This window comes from Pantoea sp. CFCC18179, assembly GCF_059412405.1.
This window is the reverse complement of the sequence record NZ_JBNBPM010000001.1, coordinates 42,195-64,204: the sequence shown is the minus strand read 5'-3', so window position 1 is coordinate 64,204 and position 22,010 is coordinate 42,195. Positions and strand designations below refer to the sequence as shown.

Here is a 22,010-nt window from a genome sequence, read left to right as displayed (position 1 = left end):
CGTTTTACTTGTTATTATTGCAAGCGCGAATCACGCACCAGCGTGTACTTCCCGGCACCTAAAAACATAATGACGAGCGCGCCAAGCAGGTAAAGTGCCTCTGTTTCCAGCGACCAGGCACCGACATCAGTGCGATGCCATACAGCGCCCATTTTTACCAGCAGTGTCGCGACAACCATGTTCACCGCAATAATAAACGCCGCAGGGCGGGTCATTAATCCGATAATCACCATTATGGGTGCCACTATTTCCCCGATGTAAGCACCGTAAGCGATGAAACCTGGCATGCCTTTGACGGTCAGCATTTGTGCAATCCAGCCGACGCCGTGAATGACTTTGAACTCACCGTGAAACAGCAGTAATCCGCCAAACGTGAGACGTAACAGCAGTTTGCCGAAGTCAGGATGGTCACACATGCGGTTGAACATCTGGTTTATTCCACCAAACATCGCGTTTCTCCGTCGCGCCAGGTTAACGTGTAACCTTAAAACAAATGGCTTTGTTAGGGTTAACCAAAATATTTGATTGAGTTGTTCAAAGAATCGCGTCACCTTTCGGCTTAATCTGCAAATGCTTTCGGAACATGGACATTCACGCAAGGCCTGCAAATAATGGAACGATGCATTATCAGGGAACCCGAGATGAAAAACGAACGACGTCTGAGGATCATGACCGCAGAGGGTGAACTCAGAGGCCTGATGGATGAAGATCTTTTTGTCTTCAAGGGAATACCTTTCGCCGCCGCACCCGTTGGCGCGTTGCGCTGGCGACCGCCGCAGCCGGTAGAACCGTGGCAAACGGTGCGCGACGCCACAGAATGGGGCGCAGCAAGCTGGCAGAACCGCGAGTATTGCGTGGCTGCGGGCGGTGGCGATCCTGGCAATTTCAGCGAAGATTGTCTGTATCTCAATATCTGGACACCCGATGTTGAACCTTCGCGCCCTTTACCGGTAATGGTGTGGATTCATGGCGGCGGTTTTACCATCGGCGCCAGCCATCTTGATCCTTATCGCGGCAAAGCGCTGGCGGCACAAGGTGTGGTAGTGGTCAGCATCAATTATCGTTTGGGTCATTTCGGTTTCTTCGCTCATCCCACACTGGATGCGCAATATCCTGCTGGCGGCGTGATCAATAACTTTGCGCTTCTCGATCAAATTGCCGCGTTGCAGTGGATACAACGCAACATTCCAGCGTTTGGCGGCGATCGTCATAACGTCACCTTGTTTGGCGAATCTTCCGGCGCGCGTAGCGTGTTATCGCTATGCTGTTCCCCGCTGGCTGAAGGGCTGTTCCACAAAGGCATTGTGCAAAGTGCTTACAGCCTGCCGGATGTGCCACAGAAAAAGGCGCAGCAAATTGGTTTGCAGGTTGCGGCACATTTTGATCTGCCGCCAGAGGCCAGCGCCGAGCAACTGCGTGAACTGCCCGCCGATCAGTTTTGGTCATTGGATCGCTCACTATTTCTCGGGCCGGTGCCAATCAGCGGCGATGCCGTGCTGCCCAAACCGATGCTAAATACCTTTCTCAGCGGTAAACAGCATCGCGTTCCCTTGTTGATCGGTAGCAACAGCGACGAAGCCAGCGTGCTGGATTTCTTTGGCGTGGATGCCACCGCGGTATTAAAGCAGATGCGCAGCAAAAATCGCTTCAGTTATCGCTTAATGAAATGGCTTTACGATCTGCACGATGACGCCTTGTTGGGGCGCGCAGTGGCTCGCGATATGGCCTTTACCGTGTTACCGCTAATGATTGCGCAAGCGCAGCACAATATCGGCATGTCGACCTGGCGCTACTGGTTTGATTACGTCTCGGAAAATGCGCGCGATCTCTATCCGCACGGCACCTGGCATGGCAATGAAATCCCGTATGTGTTCAATACACTCGATGTATTGATGCCTTCCGGTCGCGTCTACAGTGAAAAAGATCAGGCGTTTGCCTCGCAAGTCAGCGCTTATTGGGTGACGTTCGCGCGGGAAGCCAGCGAATTTAGCGCCCATTTGCCCGGCGAGGTTGATTGGCCAGTTTGGCGGCCCGGTGAAGATGTAACTTTGGCACTGGGAGATCAAGGCAAGCCGCATGCGGTGGTCAAGGCGCGTTTTATGCGTGGCCGGTTACGTTTGTTCCGTTTAATGATGCGCAGCCACGTCAAACTTTAATGAGCCTGCTAATGGTGTAACTGCGCAAATGATTTTTTAAGCCAAATTTGCGCCTATCTTACTGATTTCCTTTCATAGCATTTTTGTGACATTACCCGCAGCGAGCAATTTTTTAGCTTACTAAAGCGTTACATTTTCCCTTTGCGATGCCGATAAACGCAATATGCCCGATTTTATCGGGCCTCCTTAGCGTTTCCACCAAGGGATTATGTATGGGTATCTTAAAAAATTTCACCATCCGCGCCGTTATGCTCACCATTCTTGGGCTGTTTTGCCTGCTGTGGTGTGCCGTTGGCTTGTTTAGCGTCCATTCACTGAACGCCCTCGGCGAGGGCAACGAGATTGACCGTCAATTGGTCAATCAGATGACCGTATTAAGCAAAGGGAACGATCAATATTTTCGTGTGGTAACGCGCCTGTCACGGGTAATGGAAGGGCGTGCGGCCGGGGCTGCGGTGAGCGCCGATGCGTTTACGCCGGCGCAGCAAGCGCTGGACAGCATGAAACAACAGCTGGAACAATTTAAAGCGATGGCGCCAGGTCCGATGGACGAGGCCACCGTAAATAGCGTGATTGCCAACTGGCAAAAATTGTTGGATGAAGGCATCGCGCCGCAAGTGGCGCTGGCGCAACAAGGCACGGTTGATGCGTTTCGCGCGCAGGCCAATAACGTGACGCCAGCACTCAGTCGTGCCTTTGGTGCCAGCGCGGAAGCCTTTAATAAAGCCGCCGGTGACAAGCTTGATGAAACCCGCGTCACCGTCGATAAGCTCACCCGCATCACCAAGATCATTATCATCGCGGCGGTAATAACCGGGCTGTTCATTCTGCTGTTTACCGATCGTTATCTGGTGGCATTGCTGGTGAAGCCGCTGGAACGCATTCGCAATCATTTCTCTGTCATTGCGCAGGGTGATCTTAGTCAACCGGTGGAAGAGTTTGGTCGCAACTGCGTCGGTAAATTAGTGCCGCTGTTACGCGCCATGCAGGACAGCCTGCGTGAAGCGGTCAGCGCGATTCGCAGCGGCACTGAAAACATCTATCGCGGTGCAGCGGAAATTTCCTCTGGCAATAACGATCTCTCATCGCGCACCGAAGAGCAGGCCGCCGCGCTGGAACAAACTGCCGCCAGCATGGAGCAGTTAACTGCCACGGTGAAGTTCAATGCGGATAACGCGCGTCAGGCCAGCACACTCGCCGAAACGGCGACCGGCACCGCGCAGCAAGGCGGGCGTTTAGTTGGTGAAGTGGTGACCACCATGCAAGGGATCTCCGGTAGTTCGAAAAAGATCGCCGAGATCACCAGCGTGATCAACAGCATCGCCTTCCAGACCAATATTCTGGCGCTGAATGCCGCGGTTGAAGCCGCGCGCGCCGGTGAACAGGGGCGCGGATTTGCGGTGGTAGCCAGTGAAGTGCGCAATCTGGCACAGCGCAGCGCCGGCGCGGCGAAAGAGATCGCGGGCTTGATCGAAGACTCGGTGCAGCGTGTGGAAAAAGGCTCGGAACTGGTCAGCAGCGCAGGCAGCACCATGCACGATATTCTGAAGTCGGTGCAGGATGTGAATGAAATTATGAAGCACATCGCAGCCGCTTCGGAAGAACAGAGCAAAGGCATTTCGCAGGTTGGCACCGCGGTCACTGAAATGGACAGCGTGACGCAGCAAAACGCCTCGCTGGTTGAGGAAGTGTCTGCGGCGGCCAGCGCGCTGGAGCGTCAAACGCAAGAGCTGCAAGCGTCGGTGGCTAAATTCCGCTTATCGGATAGTGCCCCAGTGAGCAAAGTCGCTGCGCCAACTGCGGTGTTGCGCCGTCCGCAACTGTCGAGCGTTGCCGCCGTGAGTCAGCCGAAAGCCGCCAGCGCTGACGATTGGGTTTCTTTCTAAGCTTGTGATAACCACGCCACCAGCTCTGGCAGGAACGGTGGCGCATCCTTCTCATCGCGGCGTAACAAGCTGTAGGTTGCGCCGGTTGCCACATCCGCGTTAAACGGCGCAATCAAGCGACCGTTTGCCAAATCATTTTGCACCAGGGTGACATCCGCCACCGTCACGCCAAATCCCTGAATTGCCGCGCTAATGGCGAGATCCATGGTGGCAAAATGTTGATTGCGCGCCATTGGCAGCGTAGCGGCTTGCTGCGCTAACCATAACTGCCAATCACGTGTGTCTGGTGTCGGATGCAGGAAGGTGAATTTTGCTAATTCGTCGATATGGCTTGGCGGCACGACGCTGCTGGCCATTACCGGCGTTAAGCGCTCCTCGAACAGGCAGAGCGAACCCGCAGGTGACGCACCAAACACAATCGCCGCATCGAAATTCTCCAGCTGCGAGCCATGATCCAGCGTGGTGGTCAGCGCCACGTGAATCTCTGGCCGCTGTTGTTCCAATGCGACCAAACGCGGTACCAGCCAGCGCATCGCGCAGGTTGGCGCTTTCAAACGAATCGAAGCGTTACTGCGACTGGCTTTCTCGGTGGCGTTGACCAGCAAATTAAAACCCTGTTGTAACTCCGGCAACAGCGCGGCGCCTTGTTCCGTGAGATGCAGACCGCGCGCATGGCGGACAAACAGCGCGAATCCCAGCCAGCTTTCCAGCGTGGCAATTTTACGGCTCACCGCGCCTTGCGTGATGCACAACTCGCTGGCGGCGCGCGTGAGATTGAGATGACGCGCAGTGACCAGAAACGCGTGGATGGCATTCAGCGGCAGAGCAGAGCGGGACATAACAACCTCAAGCTATGATTTTATATCATGGCTATTATGACAACAATTCGCTTGTCGACTCAAGCAACACACCGTTGAATAGAAATCTAATTTCATTACGTGGTTATGCAACCGCACGAGGCAACGATGACCTTGAATAGCAGTGTTAACATCTCTTCAAAACAGCCCGATGTCGGCACGACGATCTTTAGCGTCATCGGCCAACTGTCGGCGCAACATAAAGCCATCAACTTGTCGCAGGGTGCGCCCAACTTCCCGTGCGATCCGCATCTGGTTGAACTGGTCAGCAAAGCGATGCGTGAAGGTCATAACCAATACGCCTCGATGACCGGCTTACCGGCGTTGCGCGAAGCGCTGGCGGAAAAAGTCTATAGCTTGTATGGACAGCAATATGACGCGGGCAGCGAAGTGCTGATTACCGGCAGCGCCAGCCAGGGCATTTACATGACCATTTCCGCGCTGGTGCATCCGGGCGACGAAGTGATTTTCTTCGAACCGGCTTTTGACAGCTACGCGCCGGTGGTGCGTTTGCAGGGCGCGACGCCAATCGGTTTGAAATTACAGGTGCCGGATTTTGCCATCGATTGGGATGAACTGCGCGCGACCATTACGCCGCGCACCCGCATGATCATCATCAACACGCCGCATAACCCCAGCGCTCAGGTGCTTTCTGCTGCCGATCTCGAGCAGTTAGCCGCGCTGACACGCAATACCGATATCGTAGTGCTGTCGGATGAAGTGTACGAACACATTCTGTTTGATGGTCGCAAACATTGCGGCATGGCGACACATCCGGAACTGGCGCAACGCAGCGTGGTGGTTTCCTCGTTCGGTAAAACCTTTCACGTTACCGGCTGGCGCGTCGGTTATGCGCTGGCGCCGGCCGCATTGATGGATGAGATCGTCAAAGTGCATCAATTCATGATGTACGCCGCCGATACGCCAATGCAGGTCGGATTCGCCCAATACCTGCAAAACCCGCAAAACTATCTGCAACTGTCGCCGTTCTATCAGGAAAAGCGCGATCGGCTGCTGGCGTTGATGCAAGATTCGCCGTTTAAGCTGCTGCCGAGTGCCGGTTCCTTCTTTATGTTGGCCAGCTACGGACATTTCAGTGACGAAAGTGATAGCGAAATGGTAAAACGTCTCATCGTCGATCACGGTGTGGCTACCATTCCGTTGTCGGCGTTTTATATGGACGGCACTGACAATAAATTGATTCGCCTGTCATTCGCAAAAGACGACGCAACACTTCAGGCCGGTGCAGAAGCGCTCTGCCGGGTCAAAGGGTAACTTAGGGGTAAATATAATGAAAAAGTTGAACGCACTGTTTGTGGCTCTCGGCATGCTGACCTCGGCGCACGCGCTGGCGCAGGAAACCTTACGTTATGGTCTGGAATCGCAGTATCCGCCGTTTGAAAGCCGCAACGCGCAGGGCGAACTGGAAGGTTTTGATATCGAACTGGGTAAAGCAATTTGCCAGGTGGGCAAGTTTGATTGTAAGTGGGTGGAAAGCAGTTTTGATGCGCTGATCCCGGCACTGCAGGCGAAAAAATTTGATGCCATCAACTCGGCGATGAACATCACCGAAGCGCGTGCTAAAAGCATCGACTTCACCAAACCGATTTACCGTATTCCGACCATGCTGATCGTCAAAGAAGGTGAGAAGCTGCTGCCGACCGCTGAATCGCTGAAAGGCAAAAACATCGGTGTGTTGCAGGGTTCGATTCAGGAAACCTACGCTAAGAAACATTGGGAAGCGCAGGGCGTTACCGTGACCTCTTACCAGGATCAAAACCAGGTTTATAACGACATGGTGGCCGGTCGTCTGGACGGCACCTTGGTGATGTCAGCGGCTGGCCAATCTGGTTTCCTTGAGAAGCCACAAGGTAAAGGTTTCACTTTTGTCGGCAAGCCCGTTGAAGACGATACCATTCTGGGTACCGGCATCGGCTTTGGTCTGCGTAAAGGTGATGACAAGCTGAAAGGCGAGTTGGACGCGGCAATCACCAAAGTGCAAAACGATGGCACGGTGACCAAGCTGGCCGCCAAGTTCTTCCCAGGCATCGACGTAACCGCGAATAAATAAAACCAAAAGGTCGCCATCAATGGCGACCCAACGTTGGATTGTGTAAGGTCGTCATTCATGACGGCCTTTTTTTATCTCACTTTGCCGCCAAATAACACAACGCTTCGGCAACCTGATATGACTTCATAAATGAAGGCACCGGTAAGAACTCAAAGCGCGAATGGAAGTTATGCGCGCCAGTAAAGAAGTTTGGCGTCAACAATCCTTTCGCCGACAGCGCCGCGCCATCTGTGCCGCCACGCATCGGAATCACTTTCGGTTCTACGCCGACTTGCTCCAGCGCGGCAAAAATCAGGTCAATTGCCCGACGATCTTCCCCAATCGCATTGCTGATATTGCTGTAAGTATCGTTGATGGTCAGCGCCACATGTCCTGTTGGATAACGTGCTGCAATCTCATCGGCGGCTTCTACCAATTGCTGTTTACGCTCGTCAAAACTCTGCAAATCGAAATCACGAATTGAGGCTTTTAGCACCGCTCGGCTGGCATTCGCCTGCATATCGTTGAACCAAATATACCCTTCGCGACCTTCAGTATGTTCCGGCGTTTCCAGACGATCAAAGCGCGAGATAAAGTCATGCGCCATCAGCAATGGATTCACCAACACGCCTTTGCCAGACATGGGATGCGCTGGCACGCCGGTAAAAATCAGTTCAGCGGCGGCGGCATTGAAATTCTCATACACCACTTCGCCCAGCTCGCAGCAGTCGATGGTCCAGGCGAAATCGACGTTAAAGCGTTGCTCCAGATCCAACGCTTTCGCGCCGCGCAGGCCAATCTCTTCGTCGGGAACAAATGCCACTACGATGTCGCCGTGATCGCCATGCAGATTTTCCAGCAGCGTCATCACCACAGTGACCGCGGCTTTATTATCCGCGCCAAGCACGCTAGTGCCGTCGCTGAAAATAATCTCTTGTCCGAGATACGGCTTAATTTCCGGATGTTCCGCCACGCGCAGCCAGATATCTTTCGCGTTGTTGAGGCACAGATCTTCGCCAGTGAATTTCAAGGTTTGCGGATGGATATCAGGCGACAGGCCGACATCAACAGTATCGATATGTGTGATGAAGCCGACACGTGGCGCATTTGGGCGATTGCCGGGCTTCACCGCGGTTACCGTGGCGTGTTGATCGATAACGATATCCTGCAAGCCAAGATCGGTTAATTCCTTCGCCAGCAGCTCGGCCATCGCATGTTGCGAAGGCGTACTGGGCAGCGTGGTGGATTTGGCGTCACTTTGGCTGGAGACGGCTAAATAACGGTAAAAACGTTGGGTCAATTGGCTGGCGAGTTGGTCTGTCATCACATTTCCTTATCAGCAATATGGCGTTGTTGGTTCGCCAACGCGCTAAATCATGTTACTTATTAATCAGATGAACATTACATAACGAAGCTGACTCATGGAAGTCAATAAAAAGCGAGGATCATGATGAAAAAAGTGATAGCAAAACTTACCCTCAGCGCCCTGGCATTAGCGATGGCGGGCGGCGTATCGGCTAAGACGCTGGTTTACTGTTCTGAAGGTTCACCAGAGAATTTCAACCCGCAACTTTACACTTCGGGAACCAGCGTCGATGCCAGCGCGGTACCGATTTTCAATCGGCTGGTGGATTTCACGCCCGGCACTACCGAACTGGTGCCGAGCCTCGCCGAAAGCTGGGATATCAGCCCAGACGGTACGGTCTACACCTTCCATCTGCGCAAAGGGGTGAAGTTTCAAAGCAACAAGCAGTTTACTCCATCGCGCGATCTGAATGCCGATGACGTGATCTTCTCGTTTATGCGCCAGATGGACCCGAAAAATCCCTACCACAATGTTTCGGGTGGCAACTACGCCAACTTTGAAAGCCTTGAGTTAGCCAAGCTGATCAAGAACATTGAGAAAGTCGATGACAATACGGTGCGCATTACGCTGGCACATGCCGAAGCGCCATTCCTCGCCGATTTAGCGTGGTACTTCGCCTCGATCCATTCGGCCGAATACGCCGCTCAAATGCTAAAAGCCGGCACGCCCGAAAAGGTGGATATGCAGCCGATCGGCACCGGCCCGTTTGAGCTGGTGCAGTACCAAAAAGATTCACGCATTCTGTATAAAGCCTTCCCGCAATATTGGCAGGGCAAAGCCAAACTCGATCGCATCGTATTCTCTATCACCCCGGATGCCTCAGTGCGGTACGCCAAGCTGGAGAAAAATGAGTGTCAGATTATGCCGTTCCCCAATCCGGCCGATCTGGAAAAAATGCGCAGCAATCCCGATCTCACCCTTGAACAGAAGTCGGGCCTGAATACTGGCTTCTTGTCGTTCAACACCACCAAAGCGCCTTTGGATAACGTGAAAGTGCGTCAGGCGCTGGCGATGGCGATTAACAAGCAGGCGATCCTCTATGCCATCTTTAAAGGCACCGGCAGCGTGGCGAAAAACATCTTGCCGCCGGATGTGTGGAGCGCCGATAAAGACCTGAAAGATTACGACTACGATCCGACCAAAGCCAAAGCGTTGTTACAGGAAGCCGGGATTAAGCCGGGTACGGAAATTGCGCTGTGGGCGATGCCAGTACAACGTCCGTATAACCCGAATGCGCGCCGTATGGCCGAAATGATTCAGGCCGATTGGGCCCAGGTGGGGATTAAAGCCAATATCGTCAGCTATGAGTGGGGCGAATACCTGAAACGCGTCAAAGACGGTGAGCATCAGGCAGCCTTGATGGGCTGGACCACGGCAACCGGCGATCCAGATAACTTCTTTGGTCCACTCTACAGCTGCACATCGGCGAATGGCGGTTCTAACTCGTCGAAGTGGTGTTATCAGCCTTTTGAGAAGATCATTACCGAAGCGCGCGCCGAGCAGAATCATGACAAGCGCGTGGCGCTGTATCTGCAAGCGCAGCAAATCATGCATGACCAAATGCCGGCGGTGATGATTGCACACTCGACGATTTTCGAGCCGGTACGCAAATCAGTGAGCGGTTATCAAGTCGATCCGTTTGGTAAACACATCTTCTATCCGGTGGATATCAAAAACTAACTGACCTCAAACAATCGCCGGCTCCATGGCATTGAGTCGCTGTAACAGAAAATCGAGAAACACATTCAGGGCGGCGCTGCGAGGCCGCCCTGATTGCGTCTGCAACTGCAAGGTGCGCTGACTGAGTTGGTCAATACCCACGGAACGCAAAATCAAACCGTGCGTTTCGGCCTCTTGTAACACGGTAAACGCGCTGCAAATCGTCACTGCCAGCGGCGTGCGCAGCAAGAAGTGGAACAGCATCGAGAAGGTATCGCAGGTCATCACCGGTTCAACCAGGCTGCCGCTCATATGGCTGGCCAGCTCAAACAGCTGGCGCACCGTGGTGTTCTGCTGCGGCAAGGCCAACGGATAATGGCCCAGATCGGCGAGCGTCACCTGTTCGGCACTCGCCAGCGGATGTGATTGGTGCATGACGATGAGCACCGGCGCAGGCCAGGATCCAATCACATCGACACCGCGTTCGGCGTGCAAACTAAACTGCAACGCCACATCACATTCGCCACTGCGCAATGATTCCGCCACGCCTTGCGTACTGGTAACTTTCACATCGAACAGCACGCCAGGATTGTCGTTACGGAAATCAGCAACCAAGCGTGGCAGCAAGGTGAATGCCAAACCATCGGTGCAGGCCACCCGAATCTGGGTGCGGCGCACCGCTTTCAATCCTTTGATCTCCGCTAACGCATATTCCATATCCAGCAAATTCTTGCGCACGTGCTGCGCGAAGATTTCTCCGGCTTCATTCAGCACCATGCCGCGTGCGTGACGCTCAAACAACGGCACACCAACCTGTTGCTCTAACCGTTGAATCTGGCGACTGATGGCGGAAACCGCCACAAACAACTGTTCGCTGGCGGCGCTGAGCGAGCCGGTATTGGCGACGGCGAGAAAATAGCGGATTTCACTGCTCAACATAGCGATGCCTCAAGCTGGTGCATGCCTCGAAACTGGGCAGCATGGGTTTGCTTTAAAAGCAAAGCTTACTCGATAAATTGATAATTGTGGCAAAGCATTGTTTCCGCAAAGATGAATTGATCTAAAACAATAAAAGACAGGGCAAACATGACAGCACAACAGGCGGTTCAACAGGCCACCGCTTATTTTGATAGCGGGGAATTTCAACGTATTTTGGCACGTCGCGTGGCACAACGTACCGAAAGCCAGCGGCAGGATCGTGACACCGAATTGCAGCGTTATTTGCAGGACGAAATCGGCCCGCAGCTGATTGCGCTGGGCTTCACTCTGCATTTTATTGATAACCCAGAAGCCGACAATCGACCGTTCCTCGTGGCGATACGCATCGAAGATCCGTCGCTGCCAACCTTACTGAGTTACGGTCACGGTGACGTGGTGTTTGGCGATGATGAAAACTGGCGTGACGGTTTATCGCCGTGGTCGCTGGTTGAAGAGGGCGATCGTTGGTATGCCCGTGGCAGCGCCGATAACAAAGGACAGCATTGTGTCAATCTGGCGGCGCTTGAGCAGGTGTTTAACGCACGTGGTGGCCGTTTAGGCTTCAACTGCAAGATGCTGTTCGAAATGGGCGAAGAGATCAGCTCGCCGGGCTTAGCACAATTGTGTCAGCAGCATGCTGAACTGCTGCAAGCCGATGTGTTTATCGCTTCCGACGGCCCGCGTTTGAATGCGGTTCGTCCCACGCTGTTCCTCGGCTCGCGCGGTGCGGTGAACTTCCGTTTGACCGTCAACGCGCGTGACAACGCTTATCACTCTGGCAATTGGGGCGGTTTACTCACCAATCCCGGCACGCAATTGGCCAATGCCATTGCCGCGCTGGTCAATGCGCAAGGCGTGTTGCAGGTTGAGGCGCTGAAACCTAACTCTCTCACGCAGCAAGTGCGCGACATTCTCAACGATATCGAGGTTGGCGGCATGCCGGGCGATCCTGCGATTGATGCGAATTGGGGCGAGCCCGGCTTAACGCCGACGGAACGCGTGTATGGCTGGAACACGCTGGAAGTGTTGTCATTCCTGAGCGGCAATCCGGCGCGTCCCATGAATGCCATTCCGGGCAGCGCAACGGCGGTGTGCCAGTTACGTTTCGTGGTCGGTACCGATTGGGAAAATCTGGCTCAACACGTCAGCGCGCATCTGCAACAGCACGGTTTCGGCTATGTCGAGGTGGAGTTTATGCGTGGATCACCGGCGACGCGCCTCGATCCTACCGATCCACTGGTTGATTGGGTGTTAAACAGCATGGCGGAAACCAGCGGCAAGAAACCGGCGCTGTTGCCGAATCTCGGCGGTTCGCTGCCAAATGAAGTGTTCTCTGACATTCTCGGTTTGCCAACTTTGTGGGTGCCACACTCTTATCCGGCTTGTGGCCAGCATGGCGTCAACGAACACATGCTGAAATCGATTGCGCGTGAAGGCTTGCAGATCATGACCCGCTTGCTGTGGGATTTGGGTGAGCAGGGCGCGGAATTGGTTGCGCAGCATCGTGCGCATATTGGAGGTGATCAATGAGCACCATGAATACCTCAATGCCGATCAGCACGGTGAAACCTAATCTGCACAAAACCCTGTTCGCGACCTGCATCGGTAACGCTTTAGAGTGGTTTGATATCGCGGTTTACGGCTTTTTTGCCAGCTATATCGCGCATGCCTTTTTCCCTACCAGCGATCCGTCCGTTTCCATGCTGCTCACTTTTGGTAGCTTTGGCGTATCGTTCCTGATTCGTCCGTTAGGCGCGATTGTGTTGGGTAACTATGCCGATCGTCATGGACGTAAAAAGGCGTTGCTGCTGTCGATCAACCTGATGATGCTCGGCGGCGCGGTGATCACTTTTATGCCGAGCTACAGCAGTATCGGTTTAGCGGCACCGCTGCTGATTCTGCTGGCGCGTTTGGTACAGGGCTTTTCGGCAGGTGGCGAATTTGGCAGCTCGACGGCGTTTTTGGTGGAACATTTCCCGGAGCGTAAAGCATTTATCGCCAGTTGGCAGTTTGCTACGCAGGGCGCGAGTACCTTGCTGGCTTCCGCCTTTGGCTTGGGATTGACGCAAATCCTCACGGAAAACCAGATTCAGGATTGGGGATGGCGCATTCCGTTTGCCTTCGGTCTGCTTATTGGTCCGCTGGGCATCTATATCCGCCGTCACGTGCACGAACCGGCAAGCTTTGCCGAACACAAACCAGAAGCGGCACCGCTGAAAAGCCTGTTTGGTCGCCAGAAAGAGCTGATGTTGTTAGCGATTGGCCTGATGGTGATCTCTACGGCGGTCAACTACATGTTGAATTACGTGCCAACCTACGCCACTAAAAATCTCCATTTGTCCGGTAGCGTAGCGTTTACCGCAACCTTGTTGGCGGGCGTGATTTTGACGGTGGTGACGCCGATTATGGGTTTGTGGGCGGAGCGCGTAGGACGTGTGCCGTTGATGTGGGGCTCATTGATGCTGCTGATCGTCACTATTTATCCAGCCTTTAAGCTGGTGGTCGAACACACCACGCCAACCACGCTGATTTTGCTGGTGTGTTGGATGGCGCTGCTCAAGTCGATCTACTTCTCGACGGTGCCTTCAGTGATGGCCGATCTGTTCCCGATTGGCACGCGTGCTAGCGGCATGGCGATCAGCTATAACGTGGCGGTCACGGTATTTGGTGGCTTCGCACCGTTGATTTGTACCTTGCTAATTAGCGCGACCGGTACCAGTTTAGCCCCCGGCTATTATTTGATGGCGATGTCAGTGCTGAGTGGTTTGGCGTTGTTACGCAGTCAAAAACGTCTGGGCTAGAAAGTAACAGGTCGCCGGTAAGGCGACCTGTCTGCTTAGTTATGAAAACTGCAAATACGCGACGTGTGTTTGCAGGAACTCTTCTAAACCGTGACGCCCATCAGCACCACCAATACCCGATTTGCGCCAACCGGCATGGAAACCTTGCATCGCCTCAAAGTTTTCTCGGTTGATGTAAGTCTCGCCAAATTTCAGCTTACGCAGAGCGATCATCGCGGTATTCAGATTCTGGGTATAAATCGACGACGTCAGCCCGTATTCGCAATCATTCGCTAGCGTGACGGCTTCATCCAACGTTTTGAAAGTCATCACCGGGAGCACGGGGCCAAAAATTTCCTCGCGCATGATTTCCATATCCTGACGTACGCCGGTGATAATGGTCGGCTCAAAATAGAAGCCTTTGTTGCCGACACGTTTGCCACCTAACACCACTTTGCCACCGTCAGACACCGCTTGCGCCACTTTCTTCTCGACGCGTTCCAGCGCCGCGGCAGTGATCAGCGGCCCCATATCAATATCGTTCTGCTCCGCGGGATTACCCAACTTCACTTGCTGCATCGCCGTGGTCAGTGCGCTGATAAAACGATCGTAAATACCTTCCTGCACATAAACGCGCTCGGCGCAGTTACACACTTGCCCAGTATTGATAACACGTGAACTGACGATGGCTTTCACCGCCAGATCCAGATCGGCGTCATCCATTACAATGGCCGGCGCTTTTCCGCCTAGCTCCAGCGACACTTTGGTAACATTTTTCGCCGCCGCTTCCATGGTGGCGATACCGGCGTTGACGCTGCCGGTTAAGCTGACTAATCCCACTTTCGGGTTGCCCGCCAGCTCCTGACCAATCTCTGATCCGTAACCGTAAACAAAGTTGATCACGCCTTTTGGCAGGCCGATGTCATGGATGATTTGCGCGAAAATCGCCGCGTTGTTCGGGGTTAGTTCACTGGGTTTGATCACGATGGTATTGCCGGTGACCAACGCTGGCGCGGCTTTACGCGCAATCAGGAAGAACGGGAAATTCCACGGCAAAATACCGGTGGTGACGCCGATGGCTTTCTTAAAGACGAAGATGTTCTCGTTAGGGCGGTCGCTATTAATGATTTCGCCATCGTAACGGCGTGCCCACTCCGCCATATATTCAAGATAATCGGCGGTGAATAACACTTCGGTTTGCGCTAAACCTTGAGTTTTACCGCCTTCAGCAACGATTGTCGTGGTCAGTTCAGGCTCGCGTTGGCGAATCCCAGCGGCAATTTTGCGCAGCCAAGTGCCACGTTCAACCGCTGGTAAGGCTTCCCAGCCTGGTTGCGCCACTTCCGCAGCTGCAATCGCCTGAGCAGCGTCCTGCTTACGTCCTTCAGGCACGCGTGACAGCAGTGCTTCAGTTGCCGGATTGATCACTTCTATCCATTTGTCGTTCTGATCGGCAACAAACGCGCCATTAATATAATGTTGATGGTGTGTTGTCATGTGCAGGGTCTCCGCGATCGGTTTCGTTAAATTTGTGTGAAATGGAGAGTGAAACAGATCAAGGTGTAGCACCTTTTTGTCACTGCCAATGACGTTCGACTGGTGGCAAGGATGGGAAGAAAAGCACGACCAACGCAGCATTCCTGGCGAAATGCCGCGCTTTCAGCGGGTTAGTGTCAGAAACAGGAAGGTTAAATAATTGTCAAGAACCCGGCATCGCCGCGCCGCTGGCGATAAACCACGCGAGGAAACTGACACCAGCAATAATGATGGCAATGGGGAACAGCAGTCCGATTTTCATAATAATTCCGCAAGTTAAGCGAGCTGAACGATCGCGCGATGGGTTTTCATCATACTGAACAACTGGAATTGCGTGGCGTCGTCAACCTGACGCAGATGTTCACCTTTCTGATAATGAATGCTGTGCACATGGCCTAACTGACGCCACACCACAATCACCGATGCCAGCAGCGCGCAGTTCTCTTCGCTCTGCACACAATCCAACGTGGCGTAATGGGCTTCATCTAATCCATTAATAAACACGTTCAACGCCTGCGCAGGCACGATCGCGCGGATGTCATCCAGCATCACACGACTGACCGATTGCGACAGCAACAGCCTCAATCTCTTGGTATTCATCTCAATCCTTCGTCCCGATGATTTTCCCAACGTTATACGGATTAATTGCCATTGGGGAAAGCCTGGCGCGCGGCTTTGTGTGACTGCCATGTTAAGCGGAGAGTTGGCAGCAAAGCAAAAACTGTGCTGATCGACACAACATATTCCCGAAATATGCTGAATAATAAGTTACTTATCCGACTTAGTGCGTTTATTACCTGCAAATGCGATTTTGTGATCCTTATGTTGACAACCCACCGAATTTTGCCAGCAACCTCCATTTTCCGGCAGTCACTCAAAGGCTGACGAAAAGCTCCCCACCGTAGACTGCGGGTAATCGGGAAACCGTCGGTTTCCTGTTGGCCTCAACCTTACGAAGGAATAACAATGAACAGTGCCATCATTGCAGGTATTTTCTGGCATCTGGTGGGTGCCGCCAGCGCCGCCTGTTTTTATGCTCCATTTAAGCAGGTGAAGAAGTGGTCTTGGGAAACAATGTGGTCGGTGGGCGGCATCATGTCCTGGTTGATTCTGCCATGGACGGTCAGTGCGGTGCTGCTGCCAAACTTCTGGGCGTATTACGGCAGTTTTAGCTTCTCTCAACTGTTACCGGTGTTTTTGTTTGGTGCCATGTGGGGCATTGGCAACATTAATTACGGTTTAACCATGCGCTATCTGGGCATGTCGATGGGGATTGGTATCGCCATTGGCATCACCTTGGTGGTAGGAACCTTGATGACGCCGTTGCTGCAAGGGCGCTTTGTCGAACTGTTTAGTTCAGCAGGTGGCCGCATGACGCTGCTTGGCGTGTTTGTGGCGTTAATTGGAGTCGGGATTGTGTCGCGTGCCGGTCTGTTGAAAGAGCGGGCGCTGGGGATTAATGCGGAAGAGTTCAACCTAAAAAAAGGGCTGGTGCTGGCAGTATTGTGCGGCATCTTCTCAGCCGGGATGTCATTTGCGATGGATGCGGCCAAACCGATGCACGAAGCCGCTGCCAATCTGGGAATCAATCCATTGTACGTGGCACTGCCAAGCTATGTCGTCATCATGGGTGGCGGCGCGCTGGTCAACCTGGCTTACTGCTTCATTCGTTTAGGTGTAAAAACCGATATCTCTGTACGTCGTGATTTCTCGGTAGCCAAACCAATGCTGCTCGCCAATATCGCGTTTGCTGTATTAGGCGGCACCATGTGGTATCTGCAATTCTTCTTCTACGCTTGGGGCCACGCCAAAATCCCTGCGCAGTATGACTTCGTCAGCTGGATGCTGCACATGAGCTTGTATGTGTTGTGCGGCGGCTTGGTTGGATTGGTACTGAAAGAGTGGAAAGCCGTGGGACAGCGTCCAGTTCGTGTGTTGTCGCTGGGTTGTGTGGTGATTATCATTGCAGCCAACATCGTTGGATTAGGTATGGCAGCCTGATCAAAAGCCTGACGCAGAATGTGCGTCAGGCTTTTGCCTTTTCCGTTACAACCAGACGCTGCGGCACAAAACGCTGCCGCCATGCACTCGGCGTCAAACCGGTTTCACGGGTAAACACCACAGAAAAGTAGTTACTGTCATCAAAACCGCAACGTGCAGCCACTTCACTGATTAAACAATCCTGCGTTCTTAACAAATACTTCGCCTGACACAATTGCAACTGACGCAAATAGTGCCCGACTGTCATCCCAGTTTGCTGGCGAAAGAGTTGTTTTAAGGCACGTTCACTTAGTTGGTTTTGTTCGCAGAACGCGGCTAAATCAAAGGGACGACTGATCGCTCCTTGCAAGGCCGACATCAGCAGATCAAGTTGTTCGCCTTCGGGCAATGCCCAAGGCCGATCGGCAGCATATCCGTGACGCCGCAGAATCAACGCCAACTGTAAAAATAACGCTTCTGATAGTTGGGTCGACAGTGAATCACTTTTACGACTTTCTCGCTCTAACTGACTGATCACACCCCGCGCCAATGCCATGCCGCGTGTCGTCAATCGCCAGCAGGCCGGTGAGTGTTCTTCCTGCGGAGGAATTAACTGATGCCAATCCAACCCCAGTTGGAAACGATCGCGGCAGTAAAGAATGTTATCCAGCGCTAAGTCGTTGACGCTGTCATAACTGTGGCAGTCATGGTCGTTGATGTAAAAAACGTCGCCACAGGTAATCAACCACGGGCGGTCGTTTAAAACATGTAGGCCATTGCCGCGCCAGACGATGACGATTTCACTGAATTCATGACGATGGGGCGGAAAGGAGGGTTGCGGCATGCGCTCAGCCACAGCAATCGGCAGATTGGTGGCTGGAAAATAGTCTTCGCGCGTCAATATCAGCGACATGTGGAAACGCTCCCGTTATAGCATCTGCTGGCGCTCCGATCTCGGGGCGCAACCAAATTCGCGCCGGAACAGGGTGGAGAAGTGATTGCTATCACCAAACCCACACTGATAGGCGATGTCCGTAATGCGCATATCACTATGACGCAATAAATGCCGCGCCTGTAACAGGCGCAACCGATTGAGATAACGTTGCGGTGTATTGCCGGTTTGCTGCTTCATCTGACGATGCAGCGTCCGTAGCGACAAAGAGAACCGGTCGGCCAACACATCCCACGCGATATCTTCACTGTAGTGCTCATTCAACCAGTCAAGCAACCGATGTAAACGGGCTTCCTGATCCTGCGATTGATCGTTGTGAGCCGCCTCGCGCAGCAGCACCAACAGTTGCAAAAACAGCTGCTCCTGATGAGCATGGCGCTCCAGCGACCAGCTATCTTGCTGCTTCATCTGCGTCACGATATGCAGTGCTTGTGCCATCACTTTGTGATTAATCCGCCAGTGTGACGCATATTCATCATCATTTTCGCTCGGCAACAGCGCTTGCAAGCCAGATAAGAAACGAAACGCCGCCGGGCTACGATAGAGCACATTGGTCAGGCATAAATTTTCTGTTTGCTCATAGAGATGACGATCATGATCGCGGATGAAACACACGCAGCCCGCTGATAATGCCTGCGGCTGACCGTTAAACACATGAATGCCAGAACCTTGCTCAACCAGCACAATTTCATGGAAATCATGATGGTGTTCCGGAAATGCCTGCTGCGGCACGCGCGGTTCTATGGCGATGGCGTAATTCCCTTCCGGGAAGAAATCTGCGCTATGTAAAACGGTCATAATTCGCCTCTTAATTAACTCAACCGCAGCCGAGTCTACGCAGGCGAACTGCACCTTACCTTGAATTTTGAACTGCGTGGCGCAGGAAAATGGCTAATTTTTCAAGATCTCAGCAGTGAATGATGGAAATGCGGCAAGGCTCACAACTCTCTCTTTGCGTGGTTATGTGAGCTTTCTCACGAACTTCTTTGTCAGTCTGCCAGTGACTATTACGCACTGGCAGTAAGGGGAAGGTGGCAAAACGCAGAGATTTCTAATCTGTTGTCATCACATTACAGGAAGAAAACGCCATGAGTATGCGTAACATTGTTGCCATTGATTTAGGCGCATCCAGCGGGCGCGTGATGCTCGCACAGTGGAATTCAGCAGGTCAGCAGATCAGCCTGCGTGAAGTTCGCCGCTTCATCAATCAGCGCGTACAACGTGCTGACTATGATTGCTGGGACCTCGATCGTTTAGAGCAGGAAATTCGCTTGGGTCTGGCTCAGTTAGATGATGAAGGGATTGTGCCGGACAGCATTGGCATCGATACCTGGGGCGTTGATCTGGTGCTTTTGGATGCCAACGGTGAGCGCGTCGGTGAAGCGGTGAGTTATCGCGACAAACGCACGGAAGGCGTGATGGAGCAGGCCATTCATGATCTGGGTAAAGAAGCGATTTATCAACGCACCGGCATCCAGTTTCTTTCAATCAACACTCTGTATCAACTGCGGGCGTTGCATCAGCAACAACCTGACTGGCAGCAGCAAGTGCAGCATGCACTGATGATTCCGGACTATCTGCACTTTCGTTTAACCGGGCAGATGAACTGGGAATACACCAACGCAACCACGACGCAATTGCTCAATATTCACAGCGGTGATTGGGATGCTGATTTGCTGGCTTGGGCGGGCATTCCTGCCAAGTGGTTTGGGAAAACCAGCGCACCGGGTAACACCGTCGGTTACTGGACCAGCCCACGGGGTCAACAAATTCCGGTGGTAGCCGTCGCGACACATGACACCGCCAGCGCGGTACTGGCAACGCCATTAATGCAGGACGATGCGGCGTATCTTAGCTCCGGAACCTGGTCATTGATCGGCATTGAGAGCTTACAGCCCTGCGTGAGTACCTCCGCCCTGAACGCCAACATCACCAATGAAGGCGGCGCGGAAGGCTATCGCGTGCTGAAAAACATCATGGGTTTATGGCTGTTACAACGCGTTTGCAGCGAGCTGCAAATAACCGACCTCTGTCGCTTGATTGCGGATGCCGCACAAGAACCTGCCTGTCGGTCACTGATTTACCCCAATCACCAACGTTTCATTAATCCAAACAGCATGGTGCAGGAGATTCAAAATGCCTGCGCTGAACAAAATATGCCGGTGCCACAAACACCTGCCGCACTGGCTCGCACCATTTTTGACAGCCTGGCAATGCTGTATCGCCAGGTGATAGCTGAGTTGGGTGAATTGCGTGCCGCACCGCTGCGCCAACTCCACGTGGTCGGCGGCGGTAGCCAAAACCCGCTACTTAACCAACTCTGTGCGGATGCGTGCCAACTGCCGGTATTAGCCGGGCCGATTGAAGCGTCAACGCTGGGCAACGTTGGTTGCCAATTAATTGCCCTGTGCGAACTGCGTGACGTCAGCGACCTGCGCCGCTGCATTAGCCAAAACTTCCCACTCGAAAAATTTGAACCGCTGAATAACAGCGCTTTTGCAGCCAATCAGGCTCGCTTTGTTGCGCTGTGCCAACCTGCTAAGGAACTTGCATATGACTAAGCTGATTGAACAGGCCTTTGAACTGGCTAAACAACGCTACGCGGCAATTGGCGTAGATGTGGAACAGGTAATGGCGCAACTGGATGGCATTCCAGTATCAATGCACTGCTGGCAAGGCGACGATGTTCGCGGTTTTGAGAACCCGAACGGTGAACTGACTGGCGGCATTCAAGCCACCGGCAATTATCCGGGGCGCGCCCGCAATGCCGATGAGCTGCGTGCCGACGTTGAAAAAGCGATGTCGCTGATTCCCGGCGCCAAGCGCCTCAATCTTCATGCGATCTATCTGGAGAGCGATAAACCGGTAGATCGTGATGCGATTGAGCCTAAACACTTTAGTAATTGGGTGGAATGGGCCAAAAGCCAAAAGCTGGGCCTCGACTTCAACCCAAGCTGTTTCTCGCACCCACTGAGCGCGGATGGCTTTACGCTTTCCCATGCTGACAAAGGCATTCGTCAATTCTGGATCGATCACTGCAAAGCCAGCCGCCGCATTTCTGCCTATTTTGGCGAACAGCTCGGTACAGCTTCCGTCATGAATATTTGGGTGCCGGATGGCATGAAAGATCTCACCGTTGATCGCCTCGCACCGCGTCAACGCTTGGCCAGCGCGCTGGATGAAGTGATCAGTGAAAAACTGAATCCCGCACATCACATTGATGCAGTAGAGAGCAAACTGTTTGGTATTGGTGCTGAAAGCTACACCGTGGGCTCCAATGAGTTTTGCCTTGGCTACGCCAGCAGCCGCCAAACCGCTTTGACGCTGGATGCTGGTCACTTCCATCCAACAGAAGTCATTTCCGACAAGATCTCCACTGCGATGCTGTATGTGCCGCGTTTGCTGCTGCATGTCAGTCGTCCGGTGCGCTGGGATAGCGATCACGTGGTGATTCTCGATGACGAAACCCAAGCCATCGCCACAGAAATTGCGCGTCATAAACTGTTCGACAAAGTTCATATCGGCCTTGACTTCTTTGATGCATCGATCAACCGCATAGCGGCGTGGGTGATTGGTACGCGTAATGCCAAGAAGGCGCTGCTGCGCGCATTGCTGGAACCCACCGACCAATTGCGCAAGCTGGAAACGGAAAGGGATTACACCGGGCGTCTGGCGATGCTGGAAGAACAAAAATCCTTGCCATGGCAAGCGGTGTGGGAAGCATGGTGTTTGCGCCACGATGTCCCGGCTGACGCCAGCTGGCTGAGCGAAGTCCGTCATTATGAACAACAAACACTGCGTCAACGTTAA

At 53.2% G+C, this 22,010-nt stretch carries 19 protein-coding genes; 10 read left to right on the top strand and 9 right to left on the bottom strand.

From position 1 onward, the window contains the following. Nucleotides 1–14: 14 nt before the first annotated feature. The gene (locus ACPUC7_RS00305) at nucleotides 15–449 is read right to left on the bottom strand and encodes a DoxX family protein (protein WP_343551951.1); all 435 of its coding nucleotides are present in this window, start codon (nucleotides 447–449) and stop codon (nucleotides 15–17) included. Between the two features lie 192 nt (nucleotides 450–641). Here ACPUC7_RS00305 and ACPUC7_RS00300 point away from each other — a divergent pair, with 192 nt between their 5' ends. Both ACPUC7_RS00300 and ACPUC7_RS00295 read left to right on the top strand, forming a co-directional pair. Then, nucleotides 642–2,156, top strand: coding sequence for a carboxylesterase/lipase family protein (locus tag ACPUC7_RS00300; protein WP_494921350.1), 1,515 nt, complete (start codon nucleotides 642–644; stop codon nucleotides 2,154–2,156). 212 nt (nucleotides 2,157–2,368) lie between these two features. Then, nucleotides 2,369–4,042: a methyl-accepting chemotaxis protein gene (locus ACPUC7_RS00295; protein WP_494921349.1), complete on the top strand. Its 1,674-nt coding sequence runs from the start codon at nucleotides 2,369–2,371 to the stop codon at nucleotides 4,040–4,042. Here ACPUC7_RS00295 and ACPUC7_RS00290 read toward each other — a convergent pair. Then, entirely contained in the window at nucleotides 4,039–4,881 is an 843-nt protein-coding gene (locus ACPUC7_RS00290) for a LysR substrate-binding domain-containing protein (RefSeq protein WP_494921348.1), read from the bottom strand. The two genes, ACPUC7_RS00295 and ACPUC7_RS00290, sit on opposite strands and share 4 nt — an antisense overlap. A 126-nt stretch (nucleotides 4,882–5,007) precedes the next feature. On the opposite strand from ACPUC7_RS00290, the gene ACPUC7_RS00285 reads away from it, so the two are divergent. Together ACPUC7_RS00285 and ACPUC7_RS00280 are read left to right on the top strand one after the other, a co-directional pair. Then, complete coding sequence (locus ACPUC7_RS00285) at nucleotides 5,008–6,174, top strand: methionine aminotransferase (RefSeq protein WP_494921347.1); 1,167 nt, start codon at nucleotides 5,008–5,010, stop codon at nucleotides 6,172–6,174. Nucleotides 6,175–6,190: 16 nt separating this feature from the next. Next, nucleotides 6,191–6,970, top strand: coding sequence for a transporter substrate-binding domain-containing protein (locus ACPUC7_RS00280; RefSeq protein WP_494921346.1), 780 nt, complete (start codon nucleotides 6,191–6,193; stop codon nucleotides 6,968–6,970). Between the two features lie 76 nt (nucleotides 6,971–7,046). Here the strand turns inward: ACPUC7_RS00280 and pepT are convergent, their stop codons facing one another. Beyond that, on the bottom strand, nucleotides 7,047–8,273 hold the full coding sequence (gene pepT, locus ACPUC7_RS00275) for a peptidase T (protein ID WP_494921345.1): 1,227 nt from the start codon (nucleotides 8,271–8,273) through the stop codon (nucleotides 7,047–7,049). Between the two features lie 126 nt (nucleotides 8,274–8,399). Between pepT and ACPUC7_RS00270 the strand changes: the two genes are divergently transcribed. After that, a complete protein-coding gene (locus ACPUC7_RS00270) occupies nucleotides 8,400–9,995 on the top strand; it encodes an ABC transporter substrate-binding protein (RefSeq protein WP_494921925.1) in 1,596 nt (531 codons plus the stop codon). Between the two features lie 6 nt (nucleotides 9,996–10,001). Here the strand turns inward: ACPUC7_RS00270 and ACPUC7_RS00265 are convergent, their stop codons facing one another. Next, the gene (locus ACPUC7_RS00265; RefSeq protein ID WP_494921344.1) at nucleotides 10,002–10,913 is read right to left on the bottom strand and encodes a LysR family transcriptional regulator; all 912 of its coding nucleotides are present in this window, start codon (nucleotides 10,911–10,913) and stop codon (nucleotides 10,002–10,004) included. Between the two features lie 147 nt (nucleotides 10,914–11,060). Here ACPUC7_RS00265 and ACPUC7_RS00260 point away from each other — a divergent pair, with 147 nt between their 5' ends. Together ACPUC7_RS00260 and ACPUC7_RS00255 are read left to right on the top strand one after the other, a co-directional pair. Continuing rightward, nucleotides 11,061–12,482 (top strand): M20 family metallopeptidase, encoded by a 1,422-nt coding sequence (locus ACPUC7_RS00260; RefSeq protein WP_494921343.1) that lies wholly within the window; start codon nucleotides 11,061–11,063, stop codon nucleotides 12,480–12,482. Further along, the gene (locus ACPUC7_RS00255; protein ID WP_494921342.1) at nucleotides 12,479–13,753 is read left to right on the top strand and encodes an MFS transporter; all 1,275 of its coding nucleotides are present in this window, start codon (nucleotides 12,479–12,481) and stop codon (nucleotides 13,751–13,753) included. Before ACPUC7_RS00260 ends, ACPUC7_RS00255 begins: the two co-directional genes overlap by 4 nt. Before the next feature lie 39 nt (nucleotides 13,754–13,792). Here the strand turns inward: ACPUC7_RS00255 and aldA are convergent, their stop codons facing one another. The 3 genes from aldA to ACPUC7_RS00240 all read right to left on the bottom strand — a co-directional run bounded on the left by aldA (nucleotide 13,793) and on the right by ACPUC7_RS00240 (nucleotide 15,868). Then, entirely contained in the window at nucleotides 13,793–15,229 is a 1,437-nt protein-coding gene (aldA, locus tag ACPUC7_RS00250) for an aldehyde dehydrogenase (RefSeq protein WP_494921341.1), read from the bottom strand. 202 nt (nucleotides 15,230–15,431) lie between these two features. Then, the gene (locus ACPUC7_RS00245; protein ID WP_008108862.1) at nucleotides 15,432–15,530 is read right to left on the bottom strand and encodes a YoaK family small membrane protein; all 99 of its coding nucleotides are present in this window, start codon (nucleotides 15,528–15,530) and stop codon (nucleotides 15,432–15,434) included. 14 nt (nucleotides 15,531–15,544) lie between these two features. After that, nucleotides 15,545–15,868 (bottom strand): hypothetical protein, encoded by a 324-nt coding sequence (locus tag ACPUC7_RS00240; RefSeq protein ID WP_343551963.1) that lies wholly within the window; start codon nucleotides 15,866–15,868, stop codon nucleotides 15,545–15,547. Between the two features lie 366 nt (nucleotides 15,869–16,234). Between ACPUC7_RS00240 and rhaT the strand changes: the two genes are divergently transcribed. Further along, nucleotides 16,235–17,269: an L-rhamnose/proton symporter RhaT gene (gene rhaT, locus ACPUC7_RS00235; protein ID WP_494921340.1), complete on the top strand. Its 1,035-nt coding sequence runs from the start codon at nucleotides 16,235–16,237 to the stop codon at nucleotides 17,267–17,269. Between the two features lie 25 nt (nucleotides 17,270–17,294). Here the strand turns inward: rhaT and rhaR are convergent, their stop codons facing one another. Both rhaR and rhaS read right to left on the bottom strand, forming a co-directional pair. Further along, nucleotides 17,295–18,161: an HTH-type transcriptional activator RhaR gene (rhaR, locus tag ACPUC7_RS00230; RefSeq protein ID WP_494921339.1), complete on the bottom strand. Its 867-nt coding sequence runs from the start codon at nucleotides 18,159–18,161 to the stop codon at nucleotides 17,295–17,297. A 15-nt stretch (nucleotides 18,162–18,176) separates the two neighbouring features. Next, the gene (gene rhaS, locus ACPUC7_RS00225) at nucleotides 18,177–18,998 is read right to left on the bottom strand and encodes an HTH-type transcriptional activator RhaS (RefSeq protein WP_343551967.1); all 822 of its coding nucleotides are present in this window, start codon (nucleotides 18,996–18,998) and stop codon (nucleotides 18,177–18,179) included. Nucleotides 18,999–19,288: 290 nt separating this feature from the next. On the opposite strand from rhaS, the gene rhaB reads away from it, so the two are divergent. Then, nucleotides 19,289–20,761: a rhamnulokinase gene (gene rhaB / locus ACPUC7_RS00220; protein ID WP_494921338.1), complete on the top strand. Its 1,473-nt coding sequence runs from the start codon at nucleotides 19,289–19,291 to the stop codon at nucleotides 20,759–20,761. Then, entirely contained in the window at nucleotides 20,754–22,010 is a 1,257-nt protein-coding gene (locus ACPUC7_RS00215) for an L-rhamnose isomerase (RefSeq protein ID WP_494921337.1), read from the top strand. The genes rhaB and ACPUC7_RS00215 overlap by 8 nt, the downstream gene beginning before the upstream one ends.